26 protein-coding genes are annotated in these 12,384 nt (G+C 51.2%); 1 reads left to right on the forward strand and 25 read right to left on the reverse strand.

The window, feature by feature from the left end; genetic code table 11:
* Positions 1 to 7: 7 nt before the first annotated feature.
* From secY to rpsJ, 22 genes are all read right to left on the reverse strand, one after another.
* Positions 8 to 1,339, reverse strand: coding sequence for a preprotein translocase subunit SecY (gene secY / locus ABLX76_RS13105; protein WP_002919515.1), 1,332 nt, complete (start codon positions 1,337 to 1,339; stop codon positions 8 to 10).
* 7 nt (positions 1,340 to 1,346) lie between these two features.
* Positions 1,347 to 1,781, reverse strand: coding sequence for a 50S ribosomal protein L15 (gene rplO / locus ABLX76_RS13110; protein ID WP_002919516.1), 435 nt, complete (start codon positions 1,779 to 1,781; stop codon positions 1,347 to 1,349).
* Positions 1,782 to 1,784: 3 nt separating this feature from the next.
* Positions 1,785 to 1,964, reverse strand: coding sequence for a 50S ribosomal protein L30 (gene rpmD, locus ABLX76_RS13115; protein ID WP_001140434.1), 180 nt, complete (start codon positions 1,962 to 1,964; stop codon positions 1,785 to 1,787).
* A 3-nt stretch (positions 1,965 to 1,967) separates the two neighbouring features.
* On the reverse strand, positions 1,968 to 2,471 hold the full coding sequence (gene rpsE, locus ABLX76_RS13120) for a 30S ribosomal protein S5 (protein ID WP_002919545.1): 504 nt from the start codon (positions 2,469 to 2,471) through the stop codon (positions 1,968 to 1,970).
* A 14-nt stretch (positions 2,472 to 2,485) separates the two neighbouring features.
* Positions 2,486 to 2,839, reverse strand: a complete 354-nt coding sequence (gene rplR, locus ABLX76_RS13125; RefSeq protein ID WP_000358960.1) for a 50S ribosomal protein L18 — start codon at positions 2,837 to 2,839, stop codon at positions 2,486 to 2,488.
* Between the two features lie 9 nt (positions 2,840 to 2,848).
* On the reverse strand, positions 2,849 to 3,382 hold the full coding sequence (rplF, locus tag ABLX76_RS13130; protein WP_002919662.1) for a 50S ribosomal protein L6: 534 nt from the start codon (positions 3,380 to 3,382) through the stop codon (positions 2,849 to 2,851).
* A 12-nt stretch (positions 3,383 to 3,394) separates the two neighbouring features.
* Positions 3,395 to 3,787, reverse strand: coding sequence for a 30S ribosomal protein S8 (gene rpsH, locus ABLX76_RS13135; protein WP_002919665.1), 393 nt, complete (start codon positions 3,785 to 3,787; stop codon positions 3,395 to 3,397).
* 33 nt (positions 3,788 to 3,820) lie between these two features.
* Entirely contained in the window at positions 3,821 to 4,126 is a 306-nt protein-coding gene (rpsN, locus tag ABLX76_RS13140) for a 30S ribosomal protein S14 (protein WP_002919667.1), read from the reverse strand.
* A gap of 14 nt (positions 4,127 to 4,140) precedes the next feature.
* Positions 4,141 to 4,680, reverse strand: coding sequence for a 50S ribosomal protein L5 (rplE, locus tag ABLX76_RS13145; protein WP_001096200.1), 540 nt, complete (start codon positions 4,678 to 4,680; stop codon positions 4,141 to 4,143).
* A 14-nt stretch (positions 4,681 to 4,694) separates the two neighbouring features.
* Complete coding sequence (gene rplX, locus ABLX76_RS13150; protein ID WP_000729185.1) at positions 4,695 to 5,009, reverse strand: 50S ribosomal protein L24; 315 nt, start codon at positions 5,007 to 5,009, stop codon at positions 4,695 to 4,697.
* Between the two features lie 10 nt (positions 5,010 to 5,019).
* Complete coding sequence (gene rplN / locus ABLX76_RS13155; protein WP_002919748.1) at positions 5,020 to 5,391, reverse strand: 50S ribosomal protein L14; 372 nt, start codon at positions 5,389 to 5,391, stop codon at positions 5,020 to 5,022.
* Positions 5,392 to 5,556: 165 nt separating this feature from the next.
* A complete protein-coding gene (gene rpsQ, locus ABLX76_RS13160; protein ID WP_002919751.1) occupies positions 5,557 to 5,811 on the reverse strand; it encodes a 30S ribosomal protein S17 in 255 nt (84 codons plus the stop codon).
* On the reverse strand, positions 5,811 to 6,002 hold the full coding sequence (gene rpmC, locus ABLX76_RS13165; RefSeq protein ID WP_002919754.1) for a 50S ribosomal protein L29: 192 nt from the start codon (positions 6,000 to 6,002) through the stop codon (positions 5,811 to 5,813). The genes rpsQ and rpmC overlap by 1 nt, the downstream gene beginning before the upstream one ends.
* Entirely contained in the window at positions 6,002 to 6,412 is a 411-nt protein-coding gene (gene rplP, locus ABLX76_RS13170) for a 50S ribosomal protein L16 (protein WP_002919759.1), read from the reverse strand. Before rplP ends, rpmC begins: the two co-directional genes overlap by 1 nt.
* A 12-nt stretch (positions 6,413 to 6,424) precedes the next feature.
* Positions 6,425 to 7,123, reverse strand: coding sequence for a 30S ribosomal protein S3 (gene rpsC, locus ABLX76_RS13175; RefSeq protein WP_002919766.1), 699 nt, complete (start codon positions 7,121 to 7,123; stop codon positions 6,425 to 6,427).
* 17 nt (positions 7,124 to 7,140) lie between these two features.
* On the reverse strand, positions 7,141 to 7,473 hold the full coding sequence (rplV, locus tag ABLX76_RS13180) for a 50S ribosomal protein L22 (protein ID WP_002919773.1): 333 nt from the start codon (positions 7,471 to 7,473) through the stop codon (positions 7,141 to 7,143).
* Positions 7,474 to 7,487: 14 nt separating this feature from the next.
* On the reverse strand, positions 7,488 to 7,766 hold the full coding sequence (gene rpsS / locus ABLX76_RS13185; protein ID WP_001138115.1) for a 30S ribosomal protein S19: 279 nt from the start codon (positions 7,764 to 7,766) through the stop codon (positions 7,488 to 7,490).
* A 16-nt stretch (positions 7,767 to 7,782) separates the two neighbouring features.
* Entirely contained in the window at positions 7,783 to 8,604 is an 822-nt protein-coding gene (rplB, locus tag ABLX76_RS13190) for a 50S ribosomal protein L2 (protein WP_002919786.1), read from the reverse strand.
* A 17-nt stretch (positions 8,605 to 8,621) separates the two neighbouring features.
* A complete protein-coding gene (rplW, locus tag ABLX76_RS13195) occupies positions 8,622 to 8,924 on the reverse strand; it encodes a 50S ribosomal protein L23 (protein WP_000617546.1) in 303 nt (100 codons plus the stop codon).
* Positions 8,921 to 9,526, reverse strand: a complete 606-nt coding sequence (gene rplD / locus ABLX76_RS13200; protein WP_002919794.1) for a 50S ribosomal protein L4 — start codon at positions 9,524 to 9,526, stop codon at positions 8,921 to 8,923. Before rplD ends, rplW begins: the two co-directional genes overlap by 4 nt.
* Before the next feature lie 10 nt (positions 9,527 to 9,536).
* The gene (gene rplC / locus ABLX76_RS13205) at positions 9,537 to 10,166 is read right to left on the reverse strand and encodes a 50S ribosomal protein L3 (RefSeq protein ID WP_002919796.1); all 630 of its coding nucleotides are present in this window, start codon (positions 10,164 to 10,166) and stop codon (positions 9,537 to 9,539) included.
* A gap of 32 nt (positions 10,167 to 10,198) precedes the next feature.
* Positions 10,199 to 10,510, reverse strand: coding sequence for a 30S ribosomal protein S10 (gene rpsJ, locus ABLX76_RS13210; RefSeq protein WP_001181005.1), 312 nt, complete (start codon positions 10,508 to 10,510; stop codon positions 10,199 to 10,201).
* A gap of 382 nt (positions 10,511 to 10,892) precedes the next feature.
* On the opposite strand from rpsJ, the gene ABLX76_RS13215 reads away from it, so the two are divergent.
* Positions 10,893 to 11,378, forward strand: a complete 486-nt coding sequence (locus ABLX76_RS13215) for an A24 family peptidase (protein WP_065884007.1) — start codon at positions 10,893 to 10,895, stop codon at positions 11,376 to 11,378.
* Here the strand turns inward: ABLX76_RS13215 and bfr are convergent.
* From bfr to ABLX76_RS13230, 3 genes are all read right to left on the reverse strand, one after another.
* Positions 11,362 to 11,838: a bacterioferritin gene (gene bfr / locus ABLX76_RS13220; RefSeq protein ID WP_004206792.1), complete on the reverse strand. Its 477-nt coding sequence runs from the start codon at positions 11,836 to 11,838 to the stop codon at positions 11,362 to 11,364. The genes ABLX76_RS13215 and bfr overlap by 17 nt on opposite strands.
* 73 nt (positions 11,839 to 11,911) lie before the next feature.
* Positions 11,912 to 12,106 (reverse strand): bacterioferritin-associated ferredoxin, encoded by a 195-nt coding sequence (bfd, locus tag ABLX76_RS13225; protein WP_004152415.1) that lies wholly within the window; start codon positions 12,104 to 12,106, stop codon positions 11,912 to 11,914.
* 180 nt (positions 12,107 to 12,286) lie between these two features.
* A partial coding sequence (locus tag ABLX76_RS13230; protein ID WP_072082015.1) for an elongation factor Tu occupies positions 12,287 to 12,384 on the reverse strand: 98 nt, incomplete at its 5' end.

The raw sequence follows: 12,384 nt of genomic DNA on the forward strand, positions 1-12,384 counted from the left end.
ACCAGTTTTAGCGGCCGTAGCCTTTCAGGTTCGCCTTCTTCAATGCAGACTCATACTGACTGGACATCATCAGAGTTTGCACTTGAGCCATAAAGTCCATAATCACGACAACAACGATAAGCAGCGAGGTCCCACCGAAGTAGAACGGCACTTTCATCGCGTCACGCATGAACTCCGGGATCAGGCAGATAAAAGTAATGTACAACGCACCAACCAGAGTCAGGCGAGTCATCACTTTATCGATATACTTCGCCGTTTGCTCTCCCGGACGAATTCCTGGTACAAATGCACCGGACTTCTTCAGGTTATCTGCTGTTTCACGCGGGTTGAAAACCAACGCCGTGTAGAAGAAACAGAAGAAGATGATTGCAGACGCATAGAGTAACACATAAAGCGGTTGCCCAGGCTGCAAATACAGCGAAATTGTTGTCAGCCAGTTCCAACCAGTACCACCCCCGAACCATGACGTGATGGTTGCCGGGAACAGTATAATACTGGAAGCGAAGATTGCCGGGATTACCCCCGCCATATTCACTTTCAGCGGTAAATGTGTGCTCTGTGCAGCATAGACACGACGACCCTGTTGACGTTTCGCGTAGTTTACCACAATGCGGCGTTGTCCACGTTCAACGAATACAACAAAGAAGGTCACTGCAAATACTAATACTGCAACCAACAGCAACAGGAGGAAGTGCAGGTCGCCTTGACGCGCTTGCTCGATAGTATGGGCGATGGCCGGCGGGAGTCCCGCAACGATACCGGCGAAGATAATGATCGAGATACCGTTACCGATACCGCGTTCAGTGATCTGTTCGCCGAGCCACATCAGGAACATAGTCCCTGTGACCAGACTAACAACAGCGGTGAAATAGAATGCAAAGCCTGGATTAATCACCAGGCCCTGCATACCAGGCATATTCGGCAGACCGGTAGCAATACCGATCGACTGGAATATCGCCAGCACCAGAGTACCGTAGCGGGTGTACTGGCTGATCTTACGACGACCAGACTCCCCTTCTTTCTTCAGTTCCGCCAGCGGTTGATAAACCACCGTCAGCAGCTGCACGATGATTGATGCCGAGATATACGGCATAATCCCCAATGCAAAGATAGAAGCACGGCTGAGAGCACCACCAGAGAACATGTTGAACATTTCAATGATGGTGCCTCGCTGTTGCTCAAGCAGTTTGGCAAGTACAGCGGCATCAATACCAGGGATCGGAATAAAAGAGCCAATACGGAACACTATCAGCGCACCGACCACAAACAGAAGTCTGCGTTTCAGTTCGCCAAGGCCACCTTTGGCACTTTGAAAATCTAATCCCGGTTGTTTAGCCATCTGCTACTTATTCCTCAATTTTACCGCCAGCAGCTTCGATAGCAGCACGAGCACCTTTAGTCACACGCAGGCCACGAACAGTTACCGGACGAGTTACCTCACCAGACAGGATCACTTTCGCGAACTCGATCTGGACACCGATAATGTTAGCCGCTTTCAGCGCGTTCAGGTCTACTACATCGCCTTCTACGTGAGCCAGATCGGAGAGACGGATCTCTGCGGTGATCATCGCTTTACGAGAAGTGAAGCCGAATTTCGGCAGACGACGGTACAGAGGCATCTGACCACCCTCGAAACCGCGACGTACGCCACCGCCAGAACGAGATTTCTGACCTTTGTGACCACGACCACCGGTTTTACCGAGGCCAGAACCGATACCACGACCCAGGCGTTTACCCGCCTTTTTGGAGCCTTCGGCCGGAGACAGAGTATTTAAACGCATCTCTTACTCCTCAACTTTAACCATGAAGGAAACCGCGTTGACCATACCACGAACAGCAGGAGTATCCTCGCGCTCTACGGTGTGACCAATACGACGCAGACCCAGGCCAAGCAGCGTTGCCTTGTGTTTCGGCAGACGACCGATTGCACTGCGGGTTTGAGTAATTTTAATAGTCTTTGCCATGGTTTATTTCCCCAGAATTTCTTCAACGGATTTACCACGCTTGGCAGCGACCATATCCGGGGACTTCATGTTTTCCAGACCGTCGATAGTTGCACGAACCACGTTAATCGGGTTAGTGGAACCATACGCTTTAGCCAGAACGTTACGAACCCCAGCGACTTCCAGAACAGCGCGCATTGCACCACCGGCGATGATACCGGTACCTTCGGAAGCCGGCTGCATGAATACACGAGAACCCGTGTGAGTACCCTTAACCGGGTGCTGCAGGGTGCCGTGGTTCAGCGCGACGTTAATCATATTGCGACGGGCTTTTTCCATCGCTTTCTGGATCGCTGCTGGAACTTCACGCGCTTTACCGTAACCAAAACCAACGCGACCGTTACCATCGCCAACTACAGTCAGAGCTGTGAAGGAGAAAATACGACCACCTTTAACGGTTTTAGATACGCGGTTTACCGCGATCAGCTTTTCCTGCAGTTCGCCAGCTTGTTTTTCGATGTGAGCCATCTTACACCTCTACCTTAGAACTGAAGGCCAGCTTCACGGGCAGCATCTGCCAGTGCCTGGACACGACCATGATATTGGAACCCGGAACGGTCAAAGGAAACATCTTTGATGCCTTTTTCCAGAGCGCGTTCAGCGACAGCTTTACCCACAGCTGCAGCAGCGTCTTTGTTACCGGTGTACTTCAGTTGTTCAGCGATAGCTTTTTCTACAGTAGAAGCAGCTACCAGAACTTCAGAACCATTCGGTGCAATTACCTGTGCGTAAATGTGACGCGGGGTACGATGTACCACCAGGCGAGTTGCGCCCAGCTCCTGGAGCTTGCGGCGTGCGCGGGTCGCACGACGGATACGAGCAGATTTCTTATCCATAGTGTTACCTTACTTCTTCTTAGCCTCTTTGGTACGCACGACTTCGTCGGCGTAACGAACACCCTTGCCTTTGTAAGGCTCAGGACGACGGTAGGCGCGCAGATCTGCTGCAACCTGGCCGATCACCTGCTTATCAGCGCCTTTCAGCACGATTTCAGTCTGAGTCGGACATTCTGCAGTGATACCCGCAGGCAGCTGATGATCAACCGGGTGAGAGAAACCTAAAGCCAGGTTTACTACATTCCCTTTGACCGCTGCACGATAACCTACACCAACCAGCTGCAGCTTCTTAGTGAAGCCTTCGGTAACACCGATAACCATTGAGTTCAGCAGGGCACGCGCGGTACCAGCCTGAGCCCAACCGTCTGCGTAACCATCACGCGGACCGAAGGTCAGTGCATTATCTGCATGTTTAACTTCAACAGCATCGTTGAGAGTACGAGTCAGCTCGCCGTTTTTACCTTTGATCGTAATAACCTGACCGTTGATTTTTACATCAACGCCGGCAGGAACAACGACCGGTGCTTTAGCAACACGAGACATTTTTTCCTCCGATTAGGCTACGTAGCAGATAATTTCGCCACCAAGACCAGCCTGGCGCGCTGCACGATCAGTCATAACACCTTTAGAGGTAGAAACAACTGCGATACCCAGACCGGCCATAACTTTCGGCAGCTCATCTTTTTTCTTATAGATGCGCAGACCTGGGCGGCTGACACGCTGAATGCTTTCTACAACAGCTTTACCCTGGAAATACTTAAGAGTCAGTTCCAGTTCCGGCTTGGTGTCGCCTTCAACTTTAAAATCTTCGATAAAACCTTCTTCCTTCAGCACGTTGGCGATTGCCACTTTCAGCTTGGAGGAAGGCATGGTGACCGCAGCTTTGTTCGCGGCCTGACCGTTACGGATACGGGTCAGCATATCCGCGATCGGATCTTGCATGCTCATCTGTCTTTACTCCCGTGATTCAATTGGTGACAATTACCAGCTAGCCTTTTTCAGACCCGGGATTTCACCGCGCATAGCGGCTTCACGGACCTTAATACGGCTCAACCCGAACTTCCGCAGGAAACCATGCGGACGACCTGTTTGACGGCAGCGGTTACGCTGACGAGACGGGCTGGAATCACGCGGCAGAGTCTGCAGCTTGAGAACGGCATTCCAACGATCTTCGTCGGTTGCGTTCACATCAGAGATGATAGCTTTCAGTTCAGCGCGTTTAGCGAAGAATTTATCAGCTAAAGCCACGCGCTTTACTTCGCGTGCTTTCATTGATTGCTTAGCCATTAAGTAACCCTACCTTACTTGCGGAACGGGAAGTCAAAGGCAGCCAGCAGAGCACGGCCTTCTTCGTCAGATTTCGCAGTAGTGGTAATGGTAATATCCAAACCACGAACGCGGTCGACTTTATCGTAGTCGATTTCTGGGAAGATGATCTGCTCACGGACACCCATGCTGTAGTTGCCACGACCGTCGAAAGACTTAGCGGACAGGCCGCGGAAGTCACGAATACGCGGTACAGCAATAGTGATCAGGCGCTCAAAGAACTCCCACATGCGTTCGCCACGCAGAGTTACTTTACAGCCGATCGGATAGCCCTGACGGATTTTGAAGCCTGCAACTGATTTGCGTGCTTTGGTGATCAGCGGTTTTTGACCGGAGATTGCTGCCAGGTCAGCTGCTGCATTATCCAGCAGTTTCTTGTCAGCGATCGCTTCACCAACACCCATGTTCAGGGTGATCTTCTCGACCCGAGGGACTTGCATGACAGAATTGTAGTTAAACTCAGTCATGAGTTTCTTAACTACTTCGTCTTTGTAGTAATCATGCAGTTTCGCCATCGTACTACTCCAAATTACTTGATAGTTTCGCTGTTAGACTTGAAGAAACGGACTTTTTTGCCGTCTTCGAATCTAAAGCCTACACGGTCAGCCTTGCCGGTTGCCGCATTGAAGATTGCAACGTTAGAAACCTGAATTGCAGCTTCTTTTTCAACGATGCCGCCTGGTTGGTTCAGAGCCGGAACCGGCTTCTGGTGTTTCTTAACCAGGTTGATACCTTCAACAATGACCTTGCCGGAAGACAGGACATTCTTAACTTTACCGCGCTTACCTTTATCTTTACCGGTTAACACGATAACTTCGTCATCACGACGGATTTTCGCTGCCATGATTCGCTCCTTAGAGTACTTCTGGTGCCAGAGAGATAATTTTCATGAACTTCTCGGTACGAAGTTCACGAGTTACCGGCCCAAAAATACGCGTACCGATAGGCTGCTCGCTGTTATTGTTCAGAATAACGCATGCATTACCATCGAAGCGAATGACAGAACCGTCCGGGCGACGAACACCCTTCTTGGTGCGCACCACTACCGCCTTCAGCACATCACCTTTTTTGACCTTACCACGCGGAATTGCTTCTTTGATGGTGATCTTGATGATGTCGCCTACGCCTGCGTAGCGACGGTGCGAGCCACCCAGAACCTTGATACACATTACGCGACGTGCACCGGAGTTGTCGGCGACGTTCAGCATAGTCTGTTCTTGGATCATTTTAGTGCTCCGCTAATGTCAACTACTACTGAGACCCGAAAATTAGGGTCGTTAAAAAGCCCCATATCGAGGGCGCGGCATTATAACACCACAAACCAGATATGGGTAGAAAAAATAAACGGCTCATCGCTGAGCCGTTTATCCGTATCGAGAATGCGTACTCTATTACAGAACCGCTTTCTCTACAACGCGAACCAGCGTCCAGGACTTAGTCTTGGACAGCGGACGGCATTCGCGGATTTCAACCTTGTCGCCGATACCGCATTCGTTGTTCTCGTCATGTACGTGCAGTTTGGTCGTACGTTTGATGAATTTGCCGTAAACCGGGTGTTTCACCATACGTTCGATAGCAACAACAATGGATTTCTCCATTTTGTCGCTAACTACGCGACCTTGCAGAGTACGGATTTTATCGGTCATTACGCACCCGCCTTCTGAGTCAGTAAAGTCTTAACGCGTGCAACATCACGACGCACTTGCTTCAGCAGATGAGTCTGTTGCAGCTGGCCACTTGCAGCCTGCATGCGCAGGTTGAACTGCTCACGCAGCAGGTTCAGCAGCTCAGCGTTCAGCTCTTCAACGCTTTTTTCACGCAGCTCTTTTGCTTTCATTACATCACCGTCTTAGTTACAAAGGTGGTTTTGATCGGCAGTTTCGCTGCTGCCAGGCCGAATGCTTCACGGGCCAGCTCTTCCGGTACACCGTCCATTTCATACAGGACTTTACCCGGCTGAATCAAGGCAACCCAGTACTCCACGTTACCTTTACCTTTACCCATACGAACTTCCAGCGGCTTCTCGGTGATCGGTTTGTCCGGGAATACACGGATCCAGATCTTACCTTGACGCTTAACTGCACGGGTCATAGCACGACGTGCTGCTTCGATCTGACGTGCAGTCAGACGACCACGGCCAACAGCTTTCAGACCGAAAGTGCCGAAGCTAACATCCGTACCCTGCGCCAGACCACGGTTGCGGCCTTTGTGCACTTTACGGAATTTTGTACGCTTTGGTTGTAACATCAGCGACGCTCCTTATTTACGGCCTTTACGCTGCTGCTTTTTAGGTTGAGCAGCCGGTTCCGGTTGTTCAACAGCAGCCATACCACCCAGGATCTCACCTTTGAAGATCCATACCTTAACGCCGATTACACCGTAAGTGGTGTGCGCTTCAGAGGTGTTGTAGTCGATGTCAGCACGCAGAGTGTGCAGCGGTACGCGACCTTCACGGTACCATTCGGTACGTGCGATTTCCGCGCCGCCCAGACGGCCGCTAACTTCAACTTTGATACCTTTAGCGCCCAGACGCATTGCGTTCTGTACAGCACGCTTCATCGCACGACGGAACATAACGCGACGTTCCAGCTGAGAAGTGATGCTGTCAGCAACCAGTTTTGCGTCCAGTTCAGGTTTACGAACTTCGGCGATATTGATCTGTGCAGGTACGCCAGCGATATCCGCTACGACCTTGCGCAGTTTTTCTACGTCTTCGCCTTTCTTACCGATAACGATACCCGGGCGAGCGGTGTGAATGGTCACACGAATGCTCTTAGCCGGACGCTCGATAACGATGCGAGATACAGACGCTTTAGCCAGTTCTTTAGTCAGGAACTGACGTACTTTAAAATCGCTGTCCAGGTTGTCAGCGAATTCTTTGGTGTTCGCGAACCAGGTAGAGTTCCATGGTTTGACAATACCCAGGCGAATACCATTAGGATGTACTTTCTGACCCATTGCTAGTCTCCAGAGTCTCAGCGATCGGACACAACCACAGTGATGTGGCTGGTGCGCTTCAGGATGCGATCTGCACGACCTTTAGCACGCGGCATAATGCGCTTCATGCTCGGGCCTTCGTCTACGAAAATTTTCGCAACTTTCAGATCATCAATGTCAGCGCCATCGTTGTGTTCAGCGTTAGCAATGGCAGATTCCAGTACCTTCTTGACCAGTACAGCAGCTTTTTTGTTGGTGTAGGTCAGAATATCCAGGGCCTGCGACACTTTCTTACCGCGAATCAGGTCAGCTACAAGGCGAACCTTCTGAGCAGAAGAACGAGCATGGCGATGTTGAGCTAAAGTTTCCATCTCTTCCTCCTACCTTATTTCTTCTTCGCTTTTTTATCAGCAGCGTGGCCGCGATAAGTACGAGTCGGTGCGAATTCACCCAGTTTGTGACCGACCATTTCGTCGGAAACAAATACTGGAACGTGCTGACGACCATTATGGACAGCGATGGTCAAACCGATCATGTTAGGAAAGATCGTTGAACGACGGGACCAAGTGCGCAGGGGCTTCTTGTCTCCGCTTTCCACCGCTTTCTCTACCTTCTTCAGCAAGTGCAGGTCAATAAAAGGACCTTTCTTGAGAGAACGTGGCATGGCTTATCCTCTAAAATTATTTGCTACGGCGACGTACGATGAATTTATCAGTACGCTTGTTGCTGCGGGTCTTCTTACCTTTGGTCTGCAGGCCCCACGGGGATACCGGGTGCTTACCAAAGTTACGACCTTCACCACCACCATGTGGGTGGTCTACTGGGTTCATCGCAGTACCGCGAACGGTAGGACGAACACCACGCCAGCGTGCAGCACCTGCTTTACCCAGAACGCGCAGCATATGCTCAGCATTGCCAACTTCGCCCAGAGTAGCGCGGCAGTCTGCTTCGACTTTACGCATTTCACCAGAACGCAGACGCAGGGTGACATAAGCACCGTCGCGAGCAACGATCTGAACGTAAGTACCAGCGGAACGAGCCAGCTGACCGCCTTTACCTGGTTTCATTTCTACGTTATGAACGGTAGAACCAACCGGGATATTGCGCATCGGCAGGGTGTTGCCTGCTTTGATTGCAGCATCAACGCCAGACTGAATCTGGTCGCCAGCTTTCAGGCCTTTCGGGGCCAGGATGTAACGGCGCTCGCCGTCTTTGTACAGAACCAGCGCGATGTTCGCGGAGCGGTTCGGATCGTACTCAAGACGTTCAACAACTGCCGGGATACCATCTTTGTTGCGTTTGAAGTCAACAATACGGTAAGCCTGCTTGTGGCCACCACCGATATGACGGGTGGTGATACGGCCATTGTTGTTACGACCACCGGATTTGCTGTTTTTTTCCAGCAACGGAGCAAAAGGTTTGCCCTTGTGCAGCTCTGGGTTAACCACTTTAACGACGTGGCGACGACCCGGAGATGTCGGTTTACATTTAACAACTGCCATTGTATTACTCCTCCGACTTACTCAGCGCCGCCAACGAAGTCCAGATTCTGGCCTTCTTTCAGGGTGACGTAAGCTTTTTTCCAGTCGCTACGACGACCGATACGCTGTCCGTGACGTTTAACTTTCCCTTTAACAACCAGGGTGTTAACGACTTCGACTTCGACTTCAAACAGTTTCTGCACAGCAGCTTTGATTTCTGCTTTGGTCGCGTCTTTAGCAACTTTGAGAACGATGGTGTTTGTTTTTTCCATCGCAGTAGACGCTTTTTCAGAAACGTGCGGTGCGCGCAGCACCTTCAGCAGACGTTCTTCACGAATCATGCCAGCATCTCCTCAACTTGCTTAACAGCATCAGCAGTCATTACGACTTTGTCGAAGGCGATCAGGCTAACCGGGTCGATACCGTTCGCATCACGTACGTCAACCTTGTGCAGGTTACGTGCGGCCAGGAACAGGTTCTCGTCCAGCTCACCGGTGATGATCAGCACATCTTCCAGAGCCATGTCTTTCAGTTTCTGTGCCAGCAGCTTAGTTTTCGGCGCTTCAACAGAGAACTTCTCGACAACGATCAGACGATCCTGACGTACCAGTTCGGACAGGATGCTTTTCAGCGCGCCGCGGTACATCTTCTTGTTAACTTTTTGACTGTGGTCCTGCGGACGAGCAGCAAAGGTCACGCCACCGGAACGCCAGATCGGGCTCTTGATAGAACCAGAACGCGCACGGCCGGTACCTTTCTGGCGCCACGGTTTTTTACCGGAGCCAGTGATTTCAGCACGAGTCTTCTGAGCACGAGTGCCCTGACGCGCACCAGCTGCATAAGCAACAACAACCTGGTGAACCAGCGCTTCGTTGAAATCACGACCGAAGGTAGTTTCGGAAACAGTCAGCGCGCTCTGCGCGTCTTTCAATACTAATTCCATTGCTATCTCCTCACGCCTTCACAGCTGGTTTAACGATCAGGTCGCTACCGGTCGCACCCGGGACAGCACCTTTAACCAGCAGCAGGTTGCGCTCAGCGTCAACACGTACTACGTCCAGGCTCTGAACGGTTACACGCTCATTACCCAGCTGACCTGCCATTTTCTTGCCTTTGAACACTTTGCCCGGAGTCTGGTTCTGACCGATAGAACCCGGAACGCGGTGGGACAAGGAGTTACCGTGAGTAGCGTCCTGGGTACGGAAGTTCCAGCGCTTAACGGTACCAGCAAAACCTTTACCTTTAGAGGTACCGGTTACGTCAACTTTTTTAACGTCAGCAAACAGTTCAACGCTAATGTTCTGACCTACGGTGAATTCTTCGCCGTCAGCCAGACGGAATTCCCACAGACCACGGCCAGCTTCAACGCCAGCTTTAGCGAAGTGACCCGCTTCCGGCTTGGTTACACGGTTAGCTTTTTTAGCACCGGTGGTAACCTGGATTGCGCGGTAGCCATCGTTAGCCAGGTCTTTAACCTGAGTAACACGGTTTGCTTCAACTTCGATTACGGTTACTGGGATAGAAACGCCATCTTCAGTGAAGATGCGGGTCATGCCCACTTTTTTACCGACTAAACCAATCATTGTTTCAACCTCTCAATCGCTCGATGACCTGATTAACCCAGGCTGATCTGCACGTCTACACCGGCAGCCAGATCCAGACGCATCAGAGCATCAACGGTTTTTTCAGTTGGCTCAACGATGTCAACCAGACGCTTGTGAGTGCGAATTTCGTACTGGTCACGCGCGTCTTTGTTGACGTGCGGGGAGATCAGAACGGTAAAGCGCTCTTTGCGGGTCGGCAGCGGGATCGGACCACGGACTTGCGCACCAGTGCGCTTAGCAGTCTCGACGATTTCCGCGGTTGATTGATCGATCAGACGATGATCAAACGCTTTCAGGCGGATACGGATTCTTTGGTTCTGCATGAGACCAGAGCTCCAATTATTTTATAGACGAAATGATTACTCCTCATACCCATTACGATTGATGGGAGAGTGTAACCGTTCTTACATAGCCCCCCGATTGGGGACATTGTTTGATAACCCAACTGCGATTACCAGGGTTCATATTGAACCGGCCGTCAACTTTGACAGGCCCGCGCATTATACGCAAATTCTGGCGCTACGCAAGTGCTGTTTAGAAAATCATCACCAGGATTTGCGCACCTTCGCGCTAGCGAACGGTACCGGGTGACAACGCGGCAAATTAACGCGGATAGCGCCATCCATTCCAGGGAAGTCCCTTTTGCACTGTACGGGGACAATAAGCATAGTGAGACGATGTTCTTTGACGATTGCGGGGTTAACCATGCTCGCCGCCCTCCCCTTCTTGCTGTGCTATAGCGGATTGACCTTAGCCTTATGCCACCAGGACCTGCGTCACGGCCTGCTGCCCGACCGTTACACCTGTCCCCTGCTGTGGAGTGGTTTGCTTTTTTATCTCTGTCTGGCGCCGCACCAGCTTCATGATGCCGTCTGGGGGGCGATAGCCGGCTATCTCAGTTTGGCTGTGCTTTACTGGCTATATCGCGGGATCCGCGGCTATGAGGGATTGGGGTATGGGGATATCAAATATCTCGCCGCCCTCGGCGCCTGGCATGGCTGGCGATTGCTGCCGCAGCTGCTACTGGTGGCATCGCTGCTCGCCTGCACGGTGTGGGCAGTATCAGGTTTGTACGCCAGGTACGGCGGGAGCAGTAAATGGTGGGGGAACAACCCGCTGCCGTTTGGGCCATTTCTGGCGGCCGCGGGTTTCTGGTGCGGGTGTCAGACGCTGGCTAGTCTGACACTTTGATCTGCGACTGCAGGTAATTTTGCAGACCGATTTTGCCGATCAGATCGAGTTCGGTTTCCAGCCAGTCGATATGGCCTTCTTCATCCGCCAGGATCTCAATCATCATATCGCGGCTGACGTAGTCATGGACGCTGTCGGCATAGGCGATCGCCTCGCGCAGGTTTTGCGCCCCCTCCAGCTCCAGTCTTAAATCGGACTGCAGCATCTCTTCCACATCTTCACCGATGCCAAGTTTGCCGAGATCCTGCAGATTCGGGATACCTTCGAGAAAAAGAATACGCTCGATGTATTTATCGGCGTGCTTCATTTCGTCGATGGATTCGTGGTACTCAATATCGTTGAGGCGCATCAGGCCCCAGTTTTTGAACATTCTCGCATGGAGAAAGTACTGATTAATTGCGACCAGCTCATTTCCCAATAATTTATTGAGATAACTTATGATTTTGACATCACCTTTCATTATATAGTCCCTCCGCTTCCACTCATTGAAGCGTAGTCCGGCCTATAGGGATGTCAAAATAGAAGCGTGGACTTCAGGCGATTTCTTTGAATTCCGGCATGGTGGTTAATTCATCTTCCATAACTTCCCGCGCCGCGCGAACACACTTACCGCATTGATTTCCAACGGGAACAAACTTACGTAATTGCTGAAAAGATTGCGGTTGAAACTGGCGAACAACCTGGCGAATTTTTTTATCGCTGACGCCATTGCACAAACAAACGTACATATAAACTCCCGTTCAATTTATGCACAAATATTAAATGAGAATAGTTATGATTACAATAGACCATTTACTCATTATCCGCCGCAGCGCACGTTATGAATCGCCAGTAGCACCGCCCTTTTCGCTGAACGACGGACAGCAAAAAGGGCGCCGAAGCGCCCTTTTTTATTCAAAGCTAACGAATTAGCCCAGAACTTTAGCTACAACGCCCGCGCCAACGGTACGGCCGCCTTCACGGATTGCGAAACGCAGACCATCGTCCATCGCGATCGGGTGGATCA

Origin of the sequence: Klebsiella sp. JB_Kp004 (assembly GCF_040065795.1) — a bacterium.
GTDB lineage: Bacteria > Pseudomonadota > Gammaproteobacteria > Enterobacterales > Enterobacteriaceae > Klebsiella > Klebsiella quasipneumoniae.